This is a genomic window from Paracoccus haematequi, assembly GCF_900631945.1.
Classification (GTDB): Bacteria; Pseudomonadota; Alphaproteobacteria; order Rhodobacterales; family Rhodobacteraceae; genus Paracoccus; species Paracoccus haematequi_A.
The window spans coordinates 42,182-61,524 of sequence record NZ_UZWE01000050.1; the positions used below are offsets into that span (position 1 = coordinate 42,182).

Here is a 19,343-nt window from a genome sequence, read left to right on the forward strand (position 1 = left end):
CGATATCAGCTTTTCAGGAAGAGCCGGGCCTTGTGCTCGGCTTTTCTCGTCCTGAAGAGCACAAGCGGGTCATCCCGCGTTCCTGCTCTCGATTAGACCTCCACTGTTGAGTAGTGCGTCACCGCACCCCGTGGTCCAGACATACACCGGTTTTAACAACGTCACAAGCGCTTCGTGGTAAACGGTCACGACTGCGTTGCGACACAGAATTATTCGTGATAGGCATCATGCAAAATCAGGGGGTGGCTATGGACATGATTGCTACGCTAAGGGCCGAACAAAGCGCACTCCGCGCAAGGCTGCAAGAGATCGACCAACTGCTTGAAGAGTATGCGAAATGGGAGGCTCGAGTAGCGAGCGTCTTCGGGCCACACGGTGCCCCTAATCAGGTTTCCCCGGAGGCCACACAGGTCCCACAGGAGGCTACCACGGAGCGTCCGATCACCCCTATTGCCGAATTCGAAAAGGCGGTTCTTGAGGTGCTGGGAACGGCAGAATCACCGCGCAATCGCACCGATCTCCTGTCTGATCTCGAGGCTGCGGGCATCGTGGTTGGTGGTAGTGACCCGCGGAACACACTCTCCGCCCGCCTTACGAGGATGCCACAGATCATTAACCTGAAGGGCCACGGCTACTGGCTCAAAGATCGACCTTACGAACCGGCAATGTATTTCGGAGCTGACGATCTGTTGACGGAGCGCGAACCGGAGCCGCCTGTCATGAGTTTAGGGATCGCGCCTGATGAAACCCCCGGCACCAGCCAAGGGGTCGAACAAGGGTCAAATCCGATAACTGCTGCCTTCCGAGAGTTCCTGGAGAAGCGAGACGATGACGATCTGCTGTGAACTTCCGTAAGCGCAACGTGACCTGCGTGTGCGCACCGGGTGCGCAGATCAGTCCCACCCGAGGAAGAGCTTGAGCCACACGACGCCGGGCAGAACGTATCCGAACACGAACAGAAACGCGCCCTCGCCCAACTTCGACGGATCGCGGGGCGCGTAGACGGCCAGCTCCCAGATTGCCAAGGGGCTCATGAAGATGCCGGCAAAGGCGTAAAGAGCGCACATCGCTCCCACGGCGTGGGCGACAACAAGAATGACCGTCCCCATCCAGACCCCCGCTTCCGAATAACGGCGACCTTGTAGGAACGGGATCAGGCCGAGGATCCAGCATCCAGCGCTCGGCCAGTTGAAGAAGCCGAGCGTGTAAGAGCCAATAATCCCTCCCACGCCGACAACGAGCATCACCAGACCGATCAGCTCGTATTTGAGGCGCATCATCGCATAGCTCATCGTCATCTCCTCGTTGCTCTGGGATCCACAGCATAGAGATACATGTCGAGTCTGTCATCACTTAATCGGACATTTCGAGACATTGAAGGTTGCTATTGTCCCAGACCGACTTATATTGGGGATGTGTGTATCTCCTGACTCATGCTCACCTAAGCCCCCGCGAGAGCGGGGGTTTTTTTGTATCTCGGGCCTGTGGGTGAGTGTAGGACGGAGAAAATACCCGCCGAAGGCCCGGCTGACCGGCTTGCGAAGTAATACGAACTCGGCAATAATTCGTCTTGCGGAGATGGAGGATCGTATGAAAAAGGATTGGAATGCCGCCGGCGTCGCGAAGGCCATCGAGGGCTACGGTCATGACGATATCCCTGACGCCATCGACCAGGCGATCCTGTCTGTGGGCCCCGGCGCAAGCTTCCAGGCCTTCGTCCAGGCCTTACGCGTTGTGCGAACGGGCATAGACACGTCGTTCTGAGACCCGGCCAGGGTCTACGCCAAACCACCAAAAAATCCAATTTCGTGAACACCCGAGGGGACCGATATGGGCATCATCGGCGGCGCCGGCCTGGGCGAGCTACTCAACATCCTTCTTCAGCGGCATCTCCTGACTACTCTTCTTGAAGAGCACGTTCGTGTTCGGGAAGAGCAGGAAGACGAGAAGGAGGACGCGCGATGACGGTCCGCCTCCTCACACCGGACGAAGCAGCCGAACTCCTTCGCATCAGCCCGCGAACCCTCAGACGCATGCGCGGCCGGGACGGGCCGCCGTTCGTGGCGATCACCAGCAGATCGATCCGTTATCGAATTGAAGACATTAATTACTATTTAGAAAGCCGGAAAAACGAATGCCATTTCGCACCAAGAAAAGCCGCATTTGGCAATACGATTTCGTCATCAAGGGTAGTCGATTTCGCGGATCTTGCGAAACCGAAGATTTCGAAGAGGCAAAGCTTGTCGAAGCGCGGCTGAAGCTTGAGGCCGCACACGCGCCGGAGGCGACCGGTCGGTTCACGTTGGGTCAGGCACTGGGCACGTATTACACGGACGTCTGTCAGCACCAGCCGAGCGCGCGGACAGCGATGAGCCAGGCGCGCGGCCTGCTCCTCTTTCTCGATGAGAAGCGTGACACCGGCGCGCTGACCACGGCCGACGTCCAGGCGTTCATCAACAGCCGGCGCGCTGACGGCATCACGCCGGCGACGATCAACCGGCAGCTCGATATGCTGGACCGTTCGCTCAAGCATATGGCCCGAACCAATCGCTCCGCCCTTCCCGAAATCGACTTCCGGAAGATGCGGTTAAAGGAGCCTGAAGAGCGCGTCAGAGAGCTGACGATGGAGGAGCAGGAGGAGCTGTTCAAGCACCTCAGGTGGGACCTCCACCCCTTCACCATGTTCGCGCTGATGACCGGCGCGCGCCTCGCGTCGGTCGCCAAACTACGCTGGTCCGACATTGACCGACGCCACGGCCGGATGACGTTCATCGGGAAGTATGGCAAGCGGTATCGCTTCCCGATCAGCCCCGAGATCGGCGCGTTGCTGGACGCCATCCCCCGGTCGGACGATCCCGTGGCCGGCAAGTTCGTCTTCCTCTACCGCGACCATCGACGCCGCGGCTACCCGCTCACACCGATCTCGCACAAGGGCGGCGGGCTGATGGAGGACTTTCGAGAAGCGCTGGAGATGGCGAACATCGAGGATTTTCGATTTCACGACTTGCGCCACACTTTCGCCACCAGAGTCCTTCGGAAGACCGGAAACCTGAAGCTCGTTTCGCGCCTCCTCGGACACGCGTCGATTGAAACGACCATGCGTTACGCGCACGTTCTCGAGTCGGATCTGAGCGACGCCATGGTCGACTTCTCGATCATGCCCCAGAATGGCCCCCAGACATGATGCGTTTCCTCAACAATAGTTGGAGAGGATTGGTAAAAGTGTCAGCTTCCCAAGCTGAATACGAGGGTTCGATTCCCTTCACCCGCTCCAAACCATCTCGAAGATTACGTTAGAATAGAAGCGATTGCTTGTCTTCCGTTCTGACGCTTCGTGTTTTGAAGTTTTTCGGAAGTGGCTTGAGTGGCCAAAAACGACTGCTCGGGGATACTCCGCCCCAGACTTTCCCCAGACCTGCAGCCCCTTCTCGCTTCACGATCGCCCACACGCGGCGTCAATCATCTGGAGCTTGTCGGGCGCGAGCCCCGCGTGGTTCAGGGCGTCCAGGATGTTATCCAACAGCCGGCGAGCGCCCAGTGCCGAAGCTGGCCGTAGACAGATGACCACTTGCCGAACTCCTCTGGCAGATCCCGCCAGGGCGCGCCCGTTCCCGGGACCCGGAAAAGTCCATCCAGAACAAGCCGATAATCCGCAGGCTTGCGCCTGTGAGAATGCCGGACCGAGCGGATGAAGCCCTCGAAAAAGGCCCACTCATCGTCGGACATCAGGTTGCGCGCCAAGCTCACCTCCCACGCAGAGATGATCTTGAATCACAGCCGACCGCGCAGGGGAGTCCCTTTGTCAACACGACCTGGACTTCTTCTTACTCAGATATTCCCGCCGGACGCATCGGACGGGGCCGGGCGCTACAGGCTGGAATATAGGCCTTCATAGATCGGCAGCAGCGTGTCCGTCTCGAACAGGCTGCTGACCGAGGTGCCGTTCCAGATGTTCAGGATCGCCTGCGTGAACATCGGCGCGGTCGGCACGATGCGGATGTTCGGCGCGGATTTCACGGCCTCGGTCGGCTGGATCGAATCGGTGATGACCAGCGATTTCATCACCGACTTGCTGACGCGTTCCACCGCCGGGCCGGACAGGACGCCATGGGTGATATAGGCGTGGACCTCGGTCGCGCCGCTGTCGGTCAGGGTCTGCGCGGCCTTCACCAGCGTCCCGGCGGTGTCGCAGATATCGTCGACGATGATGCAGACCTTGCCCTCGACATCGCCGATCACGGTCATCTCGGCCACCTCGCCCGCCTTCTCGCGGCGCTTGTCGACGATGGACAGAGGCGCGCCGATCCGGGTCGCCAGTTCCCGCGCCCGGGCCACGCCGCCCACGTCGGGGGACACGACCATCAGATCCTGCATTCGGCCCCGGAAATGATGCTGCACGTCCAGCGCAAAGACCGGCGCGGCGTAAAGGTTGTCCACCGGAATGTCGAAGAACCCCTGGATCTGGGCCGCGTGCAGATCCAGCGTCAGCACCCGGTCGATCCCCGCCTCGGTCAGCAGGTTCGCCACCAGCTTGGCGCTGATCGGGGTGCGGGCCTTGGCGCGGCGGTCCTGACGGGCATAGCCGAAATAGGGGATGACCGCCGTGATCCGTGCCGCCGAGGACCGCTTCAGCGCGTCCGACATGATCAGCAGCTCCATCAGGTTGTCGTTCGCGGGGTTCGAGGTCGGCTGGATGATGTACATATCCTCGCCGCGCACGTTCTCGAACACCTCGACGAAGATTTCCTGATCGTTGAAGCGTTCCACCCGCGCGTCGCACAGGCTGACATTCATGCCCCGGTGCATCGACATGCGCCGGGCGATGGCCGCCGCCAGCGTGCGGTTGGCATTGCCGGAAATCAGCTTGGGTTCGGTCATGACGGGCATGGATGGGCCTTTCGCGGGGATTCGCCAGATTGCGCCCGCCTTACCACCGGGCTAGCCTGCGGGCAAACCGCGAAGGATCGTCATGCCGACCATCGACTATTATTTCGGAACCATCAGCCCCTGGGCCTATCTGGCAGGCGACCGGCTGGAACGGATCGCCGACCGCCACGGCGCGACGATCAGCTACAAGCCGCTGGACATCCTGCAGCTTTTCGACCGCACCGGAGGCGTCCGCCCGGCCGACCGCCATCCCAGCCGGATGGAGTATCGCGCCCAGGAACTGCCCCGCTGGGCCGAGCACCTGGGCATGGCGCTGAACGTCCGGCCTGCATTCTGGCCGGTGAACATGGCGCCCTCTTCCTATGCCATCATCGCCGCGCAGCAGGCGGGTGGCGGCGATCTGGGCGGGCTGGTGCAGGGTGTCCTGCGCGCCGTCTGGGCCGAGGACCGCGATATCAGCGACGATGCCGTGATCCGCGATATTCTGGGTGCGCATGGCTTCGATCCCGCCCTGGCGGACAAGGGGCTGTTCATCGGCGCCGAGACCTATGGCCGCAACCTGGAACAGGCGGTCGAGGCCGGAGCCTTCGGATCGCCCTTCTATATCGTCCGCGAAACCGGCCAGCGGTTCTGGGGCCAGGACCGGCTGGATTTCCTGGACCGGCACCTGTCTGCGGCATGAGCGGCATCCACAAGCGGCACTGGCCGGGCGACAAGGATCGCCGGGCCCTTGCGCTGCATTGCATGATGGGCAACGCGGCCTATTGGGGACCGATCGCCGCGCGGCTGGAGCGTCGAGTCGATCTGTCGGCCTTCGACATGCCGGGCCATGGCCGCAGCGGGCCCTGGACGGACCAGCCCGGTGGCCCCGACTTCCACACCGCCGTGACCCGGATCGCCGCCAGCTTCATCGACCGCCCGCTGGACCTGATCGGCCACAGCCTGGGCGCGACCGTGGCCCTGCGCATCGCCGTGGCCGCGCCGGACGCCGTGCGCAGCCTGACGCTGATCGAACCCGTGCTGTTCGCCGCCGCGCCGGACCCGGAACAGGCAGCCCGCGACGCGGCCTTGGCGGATCTTCTGGCCCAGGGGCGGGCCGAGGACGCCGCGCGCGGGTTCATCGACATCTGGGGCGCGCAGCCCTTCGACACGCTTCCCCGACCCGCGCAACAGACCATGGCCCGGCAGATTGGTCTTGTCGCCCAGACAGAAGACACCCTGACGCGGGACCAGGCCGGCATCCTGCGGGACGGAGGGCTGGAATCCATCGACGCGCCGGTCATGATCATCGCCGGCGAACGTTCTCCGACCGTGATCCACCGCATCGCCGATGCGCTGGCTGCCCGCCTTGCCGATGTCGGCCGGGCCTCCGTGCCGGATGCGGGACACATGCTGCCCCTCACTCATCCCGACCAGACCGCCGGACTGATCGCCCTGAACCTGGACAGGATCTAGACCGCGCAGTCGTCCTTGTGCGGGCCTGCGCCGAAGGTCAGCCACCCGGCCCGGATCCGCGCCACATGTGTATCGTCCCAGGTCTGGAAAAGGATCTCGAAGCCTGGCCGGGTGACGCTGTCCGGGATCGGCCTGCTGGTTGGCACTGTGGCCGATAGCCCCCATGGACACCGACATGAACGGCGCGCGCCTCTCAAAGAACACCGCCTGCCGGATCACGCGCGGCCCCTTGCACGGCCACAGCGGAGGGTGGTTTGCGAAGGCCGAGAACAGCAGGGAGGATCCCCGGCAAACGCCCACCGCATGATGGTCGAATGCCTCATCCTCAAGATTCCTTCGACAGAAGGATGTCCAATCCCCGGTCCTGTTCGAGCGGACGCTTAGAGATTTCGGCGATTTCCTGACCAGCCTCGCCCTGCCTCTCAGGCCAGGGCCTCCTCGAACGCGCGCTCAAGGACTTCCACCTGTCCCCGACCGTCCACCAAGGCGGCGTCAAAGCGCAATTCCGGCAAGGGCATCTGTCCGGCCGCCTCGCAATATTCCAATGCAGCGCGCATGATGCGGCCCTGTTGCGCGGCGCCCAGCCGACAGGCAGCGTCTTGGTGGGAGGAAGACTGCTTGACCTCGATAAAGACCAGGCATTCCCCATGTCTCGCGATCAGGTCGATTTCCCCGGCCTTGCCACGCCAACGCCGCGCCAGGATCGTCATGCCCTTGCCTTCAAGCACGCGCGCCACGCTGTCCTCGGCCAAGGCACCGGACAGATGCGCAAGGCGTCCCCGCGTCCTGCGGGCCAAGGACACCTGCCTGGCTTGCGGCGGCACCGCCCAGGGCAGGTCCAGTGTTCTGACGGCATGGCCCATTCTCAATCCGTCCCTTCATCCGCCAGCCCGAGCGCGATCTGATAGACATCGCGCCGCGCCATTCCCAATTCCGCCGCCACCTCGCGGGCGGCATCCTTCACCGTCATCGACGCCAGCCGCGTTTGCAATGCGGCGCGCACCGTCTGCCCGTCCGCCTGCACCGGCTGCGGCCGGTCCACCAGCATCACGACCTCTCCCTTCAGGGTGGCCATGCGCGGATCCTGCGCCAGTTCGGCGGCGGTGCCCCGGATCACTTCCTCGAACCGTTTGGTCAGTTCGCGCGCCACCACTGTAAGTCGATTCGCGTCAACCTCGCACATTTCTTTCAATGTTTGATTAACGCGCCTGGGGCTTTCGAACAGGATCAGCGTGGCATCAACCGCCATCCAGTCGCGCAGCCATGTCAGCCGGGCGCCTTTCGTTGCTGGCGGAAAGCCCAGGAACAGAAAGCGGTCGCTGGGCAGGCCCGACAGGCTCAGCGCGACCAGCGGCGCCGAGGGGCCGGGAATGGCATGGACCCGATGGCCCAGGGACGCCGCCTCTCGGGCAAGGCGGTATCCGGGATCGGCCACCAGAGGCGTCCCCGCGTCCGAGGCATAGGCGACGCTGGCCCCGTCCGCCAGGGCCGCCATCAATCCGGGCCGGGCACGTTCGCCGTTATGGTCGTGATAGGGCAGGATCCGCCTGCCCCGCAACGGAATGCCGTGGATGTCCAGCAGGTGGCGCAGCACCCGCGTATCCTCGGCCGCCAGCAGGTCTGCGGCATTCAGCACGTCAAGCGCGCGCAGCGTGATGTCGCGCGCCGTGCCGATGGGCGTCGCCACCAGGTAGAGGCCGGGGTCCAGCCGCGTCGCCTCGACATGGGCCGACAGGCGATGGGCGGATTGGGGTTCTTCGCGTGTTCCGGTCATCGCCTTCTCCTTCCGACTGATTGCCAAGCAGGCCCGTTGGTCCTAGGCTGCCCGCACCTCGCCGATACCTTACAGCAGGGAAGTTTCATATGGTCGTTTCCGCCACAACCCGGCCCGCCGCCGGATTGCGCCGCGCCTTTACCCGTGCCGCAGCCATCCTGTCCGCCTTCGTCCTGGCGGCCTGCGACCCCGTAGGAGGATCGCAGCAGGCCAGCGGCCCCGCCATCGGCCCGCTGATCAACCCAGGCGAGCCGGTGCGGGTTGCCCTGCTGGCGCCGGGCGGCAGCGGATCGGCCGATCTGGAATGGCTGTCGCGCAGCCTCAAGAATGCCGCGCGCATGGCCGCCGCCGACGCGCAGGGCGCGACGATCGACCTGCGCGTCTATGACACCGGGACCAGCACGGAACAGGCCGTGGCCCAGGCCAATGCGGCCGCCGATGCGGGCGCGCAGATCATCGTCGGCCCCCTGTTCGCGGAAGGCGCCAATGCCGTGGGCAATGCCATGCGGCCGCGCAACATCAACGTCCTGTCATTCTCCAACAATGCCGAGATCGCGGGCGGCAACGTCTTCATCCTGGGCAACAGCTTCGCCAACATCGCCGACCGGCTGGTCGGCTATGGCGTCCGCCAGGGCAAGCGCAACATCTATGTCGTGGCCGAGGATGACATCGCCGGACAGTTGGGCGGCCGCGCCATCGAGACCGCCATCGCCCGCAACCGCGCGCGGCTGGCGGGGCGCATCAACCACCCCGTCTCGGTGACCGGCATCGACACCGTGGCCCCGCAGATCGCCGCGGCGGCCCGGTCGGGGCAGGTGGATGCGGTGTTCATGACGGCCAACAACCAGGCTGTCCTGCCCTATCTGACGGAAAAGCTTGCCGCCGCCGGGGTCCGGTCGCCCGTCACGCAGATGATGGGTCTGACCCGCTGGGATCAGCCGCCCGCGCGCATGACCCTGCCCCAGTTGCAGGAAGGCTGGTTCGCGATCCCCGATCAGGGCCTGCGCGCCCAGTTCGACGCCCGCTATCGCGGCGCCTATGGCGAACAGCCGCACGAACTGGCCAGCCTGGCCTATGACGGCGTTGCCGCCATCGCATCGCTGGTGCGCAGCGGACAGCGCAATGCCCTGACGACGACGGGGCTGACGCAGCGCGCGGGCTTTGCCGGCGTCGGCGGCGTCTTTCGGCTGCGGCCCGACGGAACCTCGGAACGCGCCCTGGCGGTGGCCACCCTGCGCGGCAACCGGCTGGTGATCCTGGATCCGGCGCAGCGCGGCTTTGGCGGCGCCGGGTTCTGATCTTGGCCGACCTGCCCGAGACGACGATTCTGCAAAGCGCCCCGGCCCTGTCCGGGGCGCATCCCATCTTCGACCCCGCCGCCTTCCTGCCGATCCTGGACGGGGCGCTGTCGGGCCTGACCGAAGGCCGGGCGATCCGGGCGCGCACCGTGGCCCTGCTGTCGGACGCCCGGTCCGAGGCCATGCGCGCCATCGAGGCGGGCCTTGCCAGCCACCCCCGCGCCGCGCGCGAAACCGTGCGCGCCATCGCCACCCTGACCGACGGCATCGTCATCGCCACCCATCATGTCGCCACCACCTGGCTGCATCCCCAGCGGTCCCCGTCCGAGGCCGAACGGTTGGCGGTGCTGGCCGTCGGCGGCTATGGCCGGGCGGAAATGGCACCCGAATCCGACGTGGACCTGCTGTTCCTGACCCCGTGGAAGATCACCGCCTGGGCGGAAAGCGTGGTCGAATCCATGCTCTACATCCTGTGGGATCTGAAGCTGAAGATCGGCCATTCCATCCGCAGCGTGGACGACTGCATCCGCCTGGGCGCGGGCGACATGACCATCCGCACCTCGCTGGTGGAACACCGGCTGGTGACCGGCCACGCCCCCCTGGCCGAGGAATTGCGCGAACGGCTGTGGGTCGAGCTGTTTTCCAGGACCATCCCCGAATTCATCGAGGCCAAGCTGGAGGAACGATCGGCCCGCCACCAGCGGCAGGGCGGGCAGCGATACGTCCTGGAACCCAACGTCAAAGAGGGCAAGGGCGGGCTGCGCGACCTGCAAACGCTGTACTGGATCGCCAAATACATCCACCGCGTGGACCGCGCCGTCGAACTGGTCGATCTGGGCGTCTTCACGCGCGAAGAACATCTGGCCTTCTGGCAGGCCGAGGATTTCCTGTGGGCCGTGCGCTGCCACCTGCACCTGATCGCGGGCCGTCCCGTCGATGTCCTGTCCTTCGACATGCAGGTCGAGGTGGCGCGCCGCATGGGCTATCGCGACACATCCGCCCGGCGCGGGGTGGAGTATTTTATGCAGGATTACTTCCGCCACGCCACCCATGTGGGCGAACTGACCCGCGTCTTCCTGACGGAACTCGAGGCGCGCCATGTTCGCAGCGCGCCCTTCCTGGGCCGGCTGTTCCGCCGCCGCCGCAAGCTGCGGCACGGTTTCGTCGACAACCTGGGACGGCTGGCCATCGCTGACGACGCCGCCTTCCTTCAGGATCCGCTGAACATCCTGCGCCTGTTCGAAGAGGCGCTGCGCACCGGCATCCTGATCCACCCCGACGCCATGCGGCTGGTCGCGGCCAATCTGGACCTGATCGACGACAAGGTCCGCAGCGATCCCGAAGCGACGCGGATTTTCATGGATCTGCTGCTGAAGCACGGCAATCCCGAACGGGGCTTGCGCCGCATGAACGAGCTGGGCGTGCTGGCGGCCTTCATCCCCGAATTCGAACCCGTCGTGGCGATGATGCAGTTCAACATGTATCACCACTACACGGTGGACGAACATTCCATCCAATGCGTCGCCGCCCTGGCCGAGATCGAGCGGGGCGAGCACCCGGAAGATCTGCCCCTGTCCAGCGAGATCATGAAATCGGGCATCAACCGCCGTGTTCTCTATCTGGCGGTGCTGCTGCACGACATCGGCAAGGGACGGCGCGAGGATCACTCGATCCTGGGCGCGCGGCTGGCGCGGCGGATCGCGACCCGGTTCGGCTTTCCGCAGGACGACATCGACACCGTGGAATGGCTGGTGCGCAACCACCTGCTGATGTCGGACGTGGCGCAGAAACGCGACATCGCCGACCCGCGCACGCTCCGCGATTTCGCCAAGGCGGTGAAGACCCGCAAGCGGCTGGACATGCTGCTGGTGCTGACGGTCTGCGACATTCGCGGCGTCGGCCCCGGCACCTGGAACAACTGGAAGGCCGCGCTGCTGCGCAGGCTGCACGAGGAGACCGCCCTGGTCCTGGAAAACGGGCTGGAGGAGATGAACCGCGACCGCCGCCAGACGGAAGCCAAGCGCAGCCTGCGCCATCTGCTGATCGCCAAGGGATGGGAGGCCAAGGCCATCCGGGCCGAGCTTGGGCGCCATTACGACAGCTATTGGTCGGGGCTGCCCACCGAAACGCAAGCCAGCTTCGCCGAAATGCTGAACGGCATCGGACCGGACGAAATCCGCATCGACCTGCGCGCCGATCCCGACCGCGACGCCACCCGCGCGGCCTTCGTGCTGGCCGACCATCCGGGGATCTTTTCGCGGCTCTGCGGGGCGCTGACGCTGATGGGCGCGAACGTGGTCGATGCGCGGACCTATACGACGCGGGACGGCTTTGCGACCGCCGTCTTCTGGGTGCAGGATCCCGATGGCAGCCCCTTTGACGAAGACCGGATGCCCAGGCTGCGCCAGAAGATCCTGAGCATCCTGAGGGGAGAGATCGTCGCGCGCGAGGCCTTTGCGACCCGCGACAAGCCCAAGAAGCGCACGCGGGAATTCAGGTTCCCGACCCATGTCACCTTCGACAACGAAGGCAGCGACATCTATACCATCATCGAGGTCGACACCCGCGACCGTCCCGGCCTGCTTTATGACCTGACCCGGACGATGGCCGCGAACCATATCCAGATCGTCAGCGCGGTGATCGCCACCTTCGGCGCGCAGGTGGTGGACAGTTTCTATGTCAAGGATATGTTCGGCCTGAAACTGCACAGCGACGCGAAACGCGACGCCTTGGAAAAGAAACTGCGTTCGGCCATCGCCGACGGGGCAAAACGGGCAGAGGCATAAATCATGAAATCGGGATTGGTGCGCGGATTCCTCTCGGTAGGGATCTGGACCTTCGTGTCGCGCGTCTCGGGCTTTGTCCGCGACATCCTGATGGCCGCCTGGCTGGGCAGCGGCGCGGTGGCCGACGCCTTCTTCGTGGGCCTGTCGCTGCCCAACATGTTCCGCCGCTTCTTCGCGGAAGGCGCCTTCAACACCGCCTTCGTGCCGATGTTCGCCAAGAAGCTGGACGACCGCACGGATGCCCAACGCTTCGCGTCCGAGGCGTTTTCGGGCCTGTTGATGTCGGTGCTGATCCTGTCTGCCGGGGCGATGGTCTTCATGCCGGGGCTGGTCTGGCTGATGGCATCCGGCTTTGCCGGGGACGAGCGCTTTCCGCTGGCGGTTCAATACGGCCGGATCATGTTCCCCTATATCCTGCTGATCTCTCTGGCCTCGATGATCTCGGGCGTGCTGAACGCGAACGGCCGCTTCACCGCCGCCGCCGCCGCGCCGGTGCTGCTGAACCTGCTGTTCATCGCGGCGATGGCGGTGGCCTGGTGGCAGGGCTGGGACGTGGGGCTGACGCTGGCCTGGGCCACGCCGCTGACCGGGATCGCGCAGCTGGCGCTTGTCTGGTGGGACGCGCACCGCACCGGCTGGTCCTTCGCGCCCCGCCGCCCGCGTCTGACGCCCGACATGCGCCGCCTGCTGGCCGTGGCCCTGCCCGCCGCCTTCGCCGGGGGCGTGGTGCAGATCAACCTGCTGGTCGGCCGCCAGGTCGCCAGCCATTTCGAGGGCGCGATTTCCTGGCTGTCCTATTCCGACCGCCTGTATCAACTGCCGCTGGGCGTCGTCGGCGCCGCCGTGGCGGTGGTGCTGCTGCCGGAACTGGCGCGGCGGCTGCGGGCGGGCGATCATGCAGGCGGGCAATCGGCCTATTCCCGCGCCACGGAATTCGGCCTGTTCCTGACCCTGCCCGCCGCCTTCGCCATCGCCGTGATCGCCGAACCCATGGTCCGCACCCTGTTCGAACGCGGCCAGTTCACCGCTTACGACACCGCCCAGACCGCCCGCGCGCTGATCGTCTATGCCTTCGGCCTGCCCGCCTTCGTGCTGCAAAAAATCCTGCAACCGCTGTATTTCGCGCGCGAGGATACCAGGACCCCCTTCCGCTATGCCCTGTGGTCGATGGTGGTCAATGCCATCGTGGCCTTTGGGCTGATGCCCTGGCTGGGCTTCCTGGCAGCGGCCCTGGGCACCACGGTCGCCGCCTGGATCATGGTCGCGCAGCTGTGGTGGGGCACTCGCGCCATGGGCGACGCCGCCCGCGCCGACGACCGCCTGCGCCGCAAGACGCCGCTGATCGTGCTGTCCTCGGCGCTGATGGCGGGGGCGCTGTCGCTGATGATGGATTGGCTGGACGCGGCCCAAGTGGGGAAGGTGCCGGGTCTGGCGATCCTCGTCTTCGGCGGGGCCGCGATCTATTTCACGCTCAGCTTCGCGACCCGCGCCTATCGGCTGTCCGACCTGAAGGCGGCGGTGCGTCGGCGCTAGCGCGCCGTATAGCCGCCGTCGACCAGGTGATAGGATCCGGTGATGAAGCTAGCCTGATCAGACAGCAGGTAAAGCACCAGCGAGGCGACCTCATCGGCCGTGCCCAGCCGCTGCAAGGCATGTTGCGTGGCAAGATAGTCCAGCGTCTGCCTGTCCAGATGCTCGTCCAGCATCGGCGTGCTGATGAAGCCCGGCCCGACCGCGTTCACGCGGATCCCGTCCGCCGCATGTTCCAGCGCGGCCGCCTTGGTCAGCCCGTTCACCCCGTGCTTGGCCGCGACATAGGCCGAGGATTTGGCGAATCCCACTGATCCGAGGATCGAGGACAGGTTGACGACGGCCCCGCCGCCCGCCCGCTTCATCGCCGGGATCGCAAAGCGCATCCCCAGGAAGACCCCGATCAGGTTTACGTCGATGACCTTCCTCCAGGCTTCGACCGGATAGTCGCCCGTTGTCGCCTGCGCGCCGCCGATCCCGGCATTGTTGACCAGATGCGACAGCGACCCGGTCTCGTCCTCGGCAAAGCGGACAAGCGCCTGGATGTCGCTTTCCAAGGCCACATCGGCCGCGAAGGCCAAGGCCCTGCCGCCCGCCGCGACGATGGCATCCGCGACCTTCTGCGCGGCGTCGCGGTTCAGGTCCGACACGATAACCGTGCCGCCCGCCGCCGCATAGCCCTCGGCGATGGCGCGCCCGATGCCGGAAGCGGCGCCCGTCACGATGCCTGTCGTGCCTGAGAATTCGATCTTCATGCCTTGTCCTTTCCTGGATGGGAAACCGCGCCGATCATTGCACGGAAACCGTCAGCGCGCCCTGATCTGGCGCAAGACCCGCTGCACCCCGCCATCGACCAGCAGGAAGCTGAGAGCGAAACCCACGAAGAAACCGGCGACCTCGGCGATCCAGCCATAGCCCGCGCCGCCGAAGACGATGCCGAAGACAAGCTGAAAGGCCAGCAGCATCCCGATCAGCGTGAAGGCCCGCATCCGATTGGCCTGGACGGCACCCAGCCGTGTCCACAGCAGGAAGGTGAAGGCCCCGACAAGCCCATAGACCGCCGGATAACCGCCGATCAGCGGCCCGACGCGACCCGGCAGCAGCGAAATCGCCGCCGTATAGACCAACGCGCCGCCGATGGCCGATCCCAGGAACAGCGCGATCACCGCCCAGGGCCGGAACTCCCGTGCGATCATGTTGCCAAGCGCCAGGGTGAAGACCACCACGAAGGCCGCATGGGTGAACGAGGAGTTGACGAAGCTGTAGGACAGGATGCGATACGCCTGATCCCAATCGACCGCGCCCAGGTGCCACATGCGCTGCACCATCTCGGGCGCGAAGGCGGTCATCTGCATCGCGGACAGCCGCAGCCCCACCCCCTGCGCGCCGCCGATCAGCCCGGACTGGCCCAGCAGGAACACGATCTCTCCGGCGATGGCGGGCAGACACAGCGCCCAGACGGCGGCGGGGATCGGGTTGAGGGGCGAGACGGGCATGGCCTGGCGCATCGGGTTTCCTTCGCGGTTGCGGTCGCTTTGGCCAAGGGCTAAGCCACTGGCAGCGAAAATCCAAGCAGGCCCGACATGACCGAGACGCCGAAAACCCGTTTCACGCCGCGCATCTTTTCCGGGATCCAGCCTTCGGGCGGGCTGACGCTGGGCAATTACCTGGGCGCGCTGAAACGCTTTGCGGCGCTGCAAGGCGGCCCGGCGCAGACGATCTATTGCCTGGTGGACCTGCACGCGATCACCGTCTGGCAGGAACCCGACAAGCTGCGCCGCAATATCCGCGAGGCCGCAGCGGCCTTCATGGCCTCGGGCGTGGATCCGCAACAGTCGATCCTGTTCAACCAGTCCCAGGTTTCCGCCCATGCGGAAATGGCCTGGCTTTTCAACACGGTGGCCCGCGTCGGCTGGATGTACCGGATGACCCAGTTCAAGGACAAGGCAGGCAAGAACACCGAAAACGTCAGCCTGGGCCTGTTGGCCTATCCGGCGCTGATGGCCGCCGACATCCTGACCTATCAGGCGACCGCCGTCCCGGTGGGCGAGGATCAGAAGCAGCATCTGGAACTGACCCGCGACATCGCCGCCAAGTTCAACCACGATTACGGGGTCGAGCAGTTCCCGATCACCGAACCCCTGATCGAGGGCGTGGCGACCCGCGTCATGTCGCTGCGCGACGGGTCGAAGAAGATGTCGAAATCCGATCCTTCGGATGCCAGCCGGATCAACCTGACCGACGATGCCGACGCCATCGCCCAGAAGATCCGCAAGGCGCGCACCGATGCCGATCCCCTGCCGGGCAGCCTCGACGGCCTGAAGGACCGGCCCGAGGCGAAAAACCTGGTCAATATCTATGCCGCGCTGTCGGATGAAACCCCCGATCAGGTGCTGGCCCGGTTCGAGGGTCAGGGCTTCGGTGCCTTCAAGCCCGCCCTGGCGGAACTGGCCGTCGCCGCGCTGGAACCCATCACCCGGCGGATGAACGATTTCATGGCCGACCCCGCGGAAATCGACCGCATCCTGGGCGAAGGCGCGATCCGCGCAGACGAGATCGCCACCCCGATCCTGGAGCGCACCAAGGAGATCATGGGCCTGCTGCGCACCCGCCCCTGATTCCCCGACACCCGCCCTTCCCAAGCCGCCGCTGCCTGCCGCATCGGCGGCTTTTTCACGACCCGCACCGCAGGGCCGCAGTTTTCTTTTGCGGGCAAGGCCTTGCGTCAGTTCCGACTGAAACAGTCAACTATTTGATTTCAATGGTTTTTCGTTGCATTATCCCTGCGGGTTCGATATAAGGGATGCAACAAAGCCAGCAAGCGACACCGCCAGCCAGCTGTCCGAACCTCCAGCAAGCCAGCGTTACGCCAGCCAGCTCGTGGTTCAACCTGCCAGCGTCCTGCCAGCAGCATCGGGACATCCGCCAGCAAGACAGCCTCGCGCCATCCTGCCAGCACCGCCTCGCAGCCCTACAGGGATCGCATCACATCCGCAGCGATCTCGAAGCTATGCAGCCGCGCCTGATGGTCATGGATCTGCCCGGTCAGGATCACCTCATCCGGTCGATGCTGGGCGATCAGCGCCTGAAGCTGGTCCTTCACCTGCCCCCTGTCGCCCACAGCGCTGATCCGCAGCGCCTCGTCCACCATGCGCCGCATCTGCGGGCCGATCTCGGCATCCAGATCGGCCACCGGACGCGGCAGCTTGCCAGGCATTCCCGTGCGCAGCCGCGCAAAGGCCAGTTGCATCGAGGTGCGCAGATAGCGGGCCTGCTCGGCGTCGTCCGCCGCAAAGACGTTGATCGCGATCATCACCTGCGGCCTGTCGTTCCAGGGGCCAGGGCGAAAGCGTTCGCGATAGACGGCAACGGCACGTTCCATGTCGCCCGGCGCGAAATGGCTGGCAAAGGCATAGGGCAGGCCCAGATGCGCGGCAAGCTGGGCGCCGAACAGGCTGCTGCCCAGGATCCAGACGGGGACATTGGTCCCCTCGCCCGGCAGCGCACGGACGGCGGCACCGGGCCGTTCCGGACCAAGGTAATCCAGCAATTCGACCACATCCTGCGGAAAGCTGTCGGCCATCGGATCGCGGCGCAGCGCCCGGATCACGGCGCCATCGCCGCCGGGCGCGCGCCCCAGCCCCAGGTCGATGCGACCGGGAAAGGCGGTCGCCAGCGTGCCGAAAGCCTCGGCCACGGTCAGCGGGGCGTGGTTGGGCAGCATGATCCCGCCGGCGCCCACGTGCATGGTGCGCGTCGCCTGCGCCACCAGCCCGATCAGGACGGCGGTCGCAGCACTGGCGATGCCCGGCATGTTGTGATGTTCGGCCAGCCAGAACCGGCGATAGCCCCAATCTTCGGCATGACGCGCGAGGTCCAGGGTGTTGCGGATCGCATCGGCAGTCTCGGCCCCTTCGGGCACCGGCGACAGATCCAAAAGAGAAAACGGAATGCTCATGAGCCCGAGCTATGATCTCGGCCCCGGAATGCAAGCGGCCGGATGCAGATTCGGCAACCGGCCCTCTTCTGTGGCAAGTATCCTCGGGGGTGAATGGCGCGCCCGCGCGCCAGAGGGGACGCGAGCGCCCGCTGCCCTTACATCTTGCGCAGATAGGTCCATGTCGGAACACGTGCATCGCGGGCCACCGACCAGCTTTCCGCGTCGCCCAGATAGACGAAGCCGCAATTCGTCAGCACGCGGGCCGAGCCGGGGTTGTCCTGGAACACCTCGGCGAACAGGGTGCGGGCCTTGTGCGGGTTGGCCTTGACCAGCGCCTCGACCGCTTCGGTCGCGAAGCCGGTGTTCCAGAACCCCGCGCCGATCCAGAAGCCCAGTTCGGACTGGTCGCCCTCCATCCGGGTCAGCGAGACGACGCCCAGCAGTTCCGCCAGCTTGTTGGCCGATCCGTCGATGGCCCACACATCCTCGGTCCGGTCGGCGGACAGGGCGCGCGCCACGAATCCCTCGGACGCGCCGGGGGGCAGGGGATGGGGGATGGCCCGCGTTCCCTCGGCCACCCGCTTGTCCGCGGTGTAATGCGCGATCATTCCCGCGTCGGACGGACGCAGGGGACGCAGGATGAAGCGTTCGGTTGCGATGACGGGCTGGTTCAGCGCGGCGTCCGAGACCTTGAAGTCGTCCAAACGCGTCCCCTCCCGCATCGGTGCTGACATGACCATTTTTCCTCCCCGGAAAAACAACTGGGGACCGGCTTTCGCCGATCCCCCTGTAACAGTGAATTGTTAAGCTCGGGTTACTCGGCGGCTTCGATGGTTGCGGGAACGACCGAAATGAAGGTGCGGCCCTTCAGGCCCTTCTTGAAGGTCACCTGGCCATCGGTCAGCGCGAACAGGGTATGGTCCTTGCCCATGCCGACGTTGTCACCCGCCCACCATTTGGTGCCGCGCTGGCGCACGATGATGTTGCCGGCAGTGGCTTCCTGCCCGCCGAACAGCTTGACGCCCAGACGGCGACCGGCCGAATCGCGACCGTTGCGGGACGAACCGCCTGCTTTCTTATGTGCCATGGGTCAGTCTCCTTACGCGTTTTCTTTGGTGCGCGCGCCGACGGCGGCCTTCACACCGGTCTTGTCTGCGCCGTTGTCCAGAACGTCGGTCACGCGCAGCAGGGTCAGCTGCTGGCGATGCCCGCGCGTGCGCTGAGAGCTGTGCTTGCGGCGGCGCTTGACATAGGTGATGACCTTGTCGGCCTTGATCTGGTCGATCACCTCGGCCTGCACGCAGGCGCCGTGGACCAGCGGCGCGCCCAGGGTGGACCCGACCATCAGGATTTCATTGAACTGGACCTTGTCGCCAGCCGCGGCATTCAGCTTTTCAACGCGCAGGACGTCGCCCGCCTGCACCTTGTATTGCTTGCCGCCCGTCTTCAGAACCGCGAACATCGCTTCGTTTCCTTCGTTGCCGCGTCCTTCGGCCCCGGATCGAACCGGCGTTGGGGGATCGGACCCGCCTTCGGACAGCGCATCCCGCGCATGGGGATGTCATTGAAAATAACACACCGGCCAAAGGCATTCGCCCGGCCGGTCCGCCTGCATATGGCGCATTCGCCCCTCCAAGTCAAGCCGCCTTGCCCGAAGCAGAATTTTTGTTGCG

Annotated in this window: 21 protein-coding genes and 2 pseudogenes; 11 read left to right on the top strand and 12 right to left on the bottom strand. The window is 65.1% G+C overall.

The genetic code is table 11. The features are described 5' to 3' along the window. The first annotated feature begins 248 nt into the window (after positions 1 to 248). On the top strand, positions 249 to 845 hold the full coding sequence (locus PARHAE_RS16550; protein WP_126155677.1) for a hypothetical protein: 597 nt from the start codon (positions 249 to 251) through the stop codon (positions 843 to 845). Positions 846 to 893: 48 nt separating this feature from the next. On the opposite strand, the gene PARHAE_RS16555 is transcribed toward PARHAE_RS16550, so the two are convergent. Further along, positions 894 to 1,292: a hypothetical protein gene (locus PARHAE_RS16555; protein WP_126155678.1), complete on the bottom strand. Its 399-nt coding sequence runs from the start codon at positions 1,290 to 1,292 to the stop codon at positions 894 to 896. A 298-nt stretch (positions 1,293 to 1,590) separates the two neighbouring features. Here PARHAE_RS16555 and PARHAE_RS21210 point away from each other — a divergent pair, with 298 nt between their 5' ends. From PARHAE_RS21210 to PARHAE_RS16565, 4 genes and pseudogenes are all read left to right on the top strand, one after another. Further along, positions 1,591 to 1,764, top strand: coding sequence for a hypothetical protein (locus PARHAE_RS21210; RefSeq protein WP_164555292.1), 174 nt, complete (start codon positions 1,591 to 1,593; stop codon positions 1,762 to 1,764). Between the two features lie 66 nt (positions 1,765 to 1,830). Then, positions 1,831 to 1,965, top strand: a complete 135-nt coding sequence (locus PARHAE_RS21930) for a hypothetical protein (protein ID WP_277600683.1) — start codon at positions 1,831 to 1,833, stop codon at positions 1,963 to 1,965. Beyond that, positions 1,962 to 2,114 (top strand): annotated as a pseudogene (locus PARHAE_RS22175) (helix-turn-helix transcriptional regulator); the annotation flags it as partial. The gene PARHAE_RS21930 and the pseudogene PARHAE_RS22175, both read left to right, overlap by 4 nt. Before the next feature lie 20 nt (positions 2,115 to 2,134). Beyond that, the gene (locus tag PARHAE_RS16565; RefSeq protein ID WP_126155680.1) at positions 2,135 to 3,184 is read left to right on the top strand and encodes a tyrosine-type recombinase/integrase; all 1,050 of its coding nucleotides are present in this window, start codon (positions 2,135 to 2,137) and stop codon (positions 3,182 to 3,184) included. Between the two features lie 252 nt (positions 3,185 to 3,436). On the opposite strand, the pseudogene PARHAE_RS16570 reads toward PARHAE_RS16565, so the two are convergent. Together PARHAE_RS16570 and PARHAE_RS16575 are read right to left on the bottom strand one after the other, a co-directional pair. Continuing rightward, positions 3,437 to 3,747: pseudogene (locus tag PARHAE_RS16570) on the bottom strand (transposase); the annotation flags it as partial. Between the two features lie 120 nt (positions 3,748 to 3,867). After that, positions 3,868 to 4,887, bottom strand: coding sequence for a ribose-phosphate pyrophosphokinase (locus PARHAE_RS16575; RefSeq protein ID WP_126155681.1), 1,020 nt, complete (start codon positions 4,885 to 4,887; stop codon positions 3,868 to 3,870). 82 nt (positions 4,888 to 4,969) lie between these two features. Here PARHAE_RS16575 and PARHAE_RS16580 point away from each other — a divergent pair, with 82 nt between their 5' ends. Next, a complete protein-coding gene (locus tag PARHAE_RS16580; protein ID WP_126155682.1) occupies positions 4,970 to 5,569 on the top strand; it encodes a 2-hydroxychromene-2-carboxylate isomerase in 600 nt (199 codons plus the stop codon). Next, positions 5,566 to 6,342, top strand: coding sequence for an alpha/beta fold hydrolase (locus PARHAE_RS16585; RefSeq protein ID WP_126155683.1), 777 nt, complete (start codon positions 5,566 to 5,568; stop codon positions 6,340 to 6,342). The genes PARHAE_RS16580 and PARHAE_RS16585 overlap by 4 nt, the downstream gene beginning before the upstream one ends. Here the strand turns inward: PARHAE_RS16585 and PARHAE_RS16590 are convergent. The 3 genes from PARHAE_RS16590 to rsmI all read right to left on the bottom strand — a co-directional run bounded on the left by PARHAE_RS16590 (position 6,339) and on the right by rsmI (position 8,116). Next, the gene (locus PARHAE_RS16590; protein ID WP_164555293.1) at positions 6,339 to 6,488 is read right to left on the bottom strand and encodes an H-type lectin domain-containing protein; all 150 of its coding nucleotides are present in this window, start codon (positions 6,486 to 6,488) and stop codon (positions 6,339 to 6,341) included. The genes PARHAE_RS16585 and PARHAE_RS16590 overlap by 4 nt on opposite strands. A gap of 276 nt (positions 6,489 to 6,764) precedes the next feature. Beyond that, positions 6,765 to 7,094 carry a YraN family protein gene (locus tag PARHAE_RS16595; protein WP_241232854.1) on the bottom strand — a complete coding sequence of 110 codons (330 nt, stop codon included), beginning with the start codon at positions 7,092 to 7,094 and terminating at the stop codon, positions 6,765 to 6,767. 113 nt (positions 7,095 to 7,207) lie between these two features. Then, entirely contained in the window at positions 7,208 to 8,116 is a 909-nt protein-coding gene (gene rsmI / locus PARHAE_RS16600; RefSeq protein ID WP_126155685.1) for a 16S rRNA (cytidine(1402)-2'-O)-methyltransferase, read from the bottom strand. 89 nt (positions 8,117 to 8,205) lie between these two features. On the opposite strand from rsmI, the gene PARHAE_RS16605 reads away from it, so the two are divergent. Genes PARHAE_RS16605 through murJ form a run of 3 tightly spaced genes read left to right on the top strand, consistent with a single transcriptional unit; the run spans position 8,206 to position 13,733 of the window. Beyond that, positions 8,206 to 9,414, top strand: coding sequence for a penicillin-binding protein activator (locus tag PARHAE_RS16605; RefSeq protein ID WP_126155686.1), 1,209 nt, complete (start codon positions 8,206 to 8,208; stop codon positions 9,412 to 9,414). A gap of 11 nt (positions 9,415 to 9,425) precedes the next feature. After that, a complete protein-coding gene (locus PARHAE_RS16610) occupies positions 9,426 to 12,200 on the top strand; it encodes a [protein-PII] uridylyltransferase (RefSeq protein ID WP_420899418.1) in 2,775 nt (924 codons plus the stop codon). A 3-nt stretch (positions 12,201 to 12,203) separates the two neighbouring features. Continuing rightward, positions 12,204 to 13,733, top strand: a complete 1,530-nt coding sequence (gene murJ, locus PARHAE_RS16615; protein WP_126155687.1) for a murein biosynthesis integral membrane protein MurJ — start codon at positions 12,204 to 12,206, stop codon at positions 13,731 to 13,733. On the opposite strand, the gene PARHAE_RS16620 is transcribed toward murJ, so the two are convergent. Together PARHAE_RS16620 and PARHAE_RS16625 are read right to left on the bottom strand one after the other, a co-directional pair. Continuing rightward, positions 13,730 to 14,485, bottom strand: a complete 756-nt coding sequence (locus PARHAE_RS16620) for an SDR family NAD(P)-dependent oxidoreductase (RefSeq protein WP_126155688.1) — start codon at positions 14,483 to 14,485, stop codon at positions 13,730 to 13,732. The genes murJ and PARHAE_RS16620 overlap by 4 nt on opposite strands. Before the next feature lie 51 nt (positions 14,486 to 14,536). Then, a complete protein-coding gene (locus tag PARHAE_RS16625; protein WP_126155689.1) occupies positions 14,537 to 15,238 on the bottom strand; it encodes a rhomboid family intramembrane serine protease in 702 nt (233 codons plus the stop codon). Positions 15,239 to 15,313: 75 nt separating this feature from the next. On the opposite strand from PARHAE_RS16625, the gene trpS reads away from it, so the two are divergent. Further along, complete coding sequence (gene trpS, locus PARHAE_RS16630) at positions 15,314 to 16,348, top strand: tryptophan--tRNA ligase (protein WP_126155690.1); 1,035 nt, start codon at positions 15,314 to 15,316, stop codon at positions 16,346 to 16,348. A gap of 353 nt (positions 16,349 to 16,701) precedes the next feature. On the opposite strand, the gene PARHAE_RS16635 is transcribed toward trpS, so the two are convergent. The 4 genes from PARHAE_RS16635 to rplU form a co-directional block, all read right to left on the bottom strand. Next, positions 16,702 to 17,688 (bottom strand): LLM class flavin-dependent oxidoreductase, encoded by a 987-nt coding sequence (locus tag PARHAE_RS16635; protein ID WP_206437006.1) that lies wholly within the window; start codon positions 17,686 to 17,688, stop codon positions 16,702 to 16,704. Between the two features lie 137 nt (positions 17,689 to 17,825). Continuing rightward, positions 17,826 to 18,374, bottom strand: a complete 549-nt coding sequence (locus PARHAE_RS16640) for a GNAT family N-acetyltransferase (protein ID WP_420899417.1) — start codon at positions 18,372 to 18,374, stop codon at positions 17,826 to 17,828. A 110-nt stretch (positions 18,375 to 18,484) separates the two neighbouring features. Beyond that, positions 18,485 to 18,757 (bottom strand): 50S ribosomal protein L27, encoded by a 273-nt coding sequence (gene rpmA / locus PARHAE_RS16645; RefSeq protein WP_126155691.1) that lies wholly within the window; start codon positions 18,755 to 18,757, stop codon positions 18,485 to 18,487. Between the two features lie 12 nt (positions 18,758 to 18,769). After that, on the bottom strand, positions 18,770 to 19,132 hold the full coding sequence (gene rplU, locus PARHAE_RS16650; protein ID WP_126155692.1) for a 50S ribosomal protein L21: 363 nt from the start codon (positions 19,130 to 19,132) through the stop codon (positions 18,770 to 18,772). Between the last annotated feature and the right edge of the window lie 211 nt (positions 19,133 to 19,343).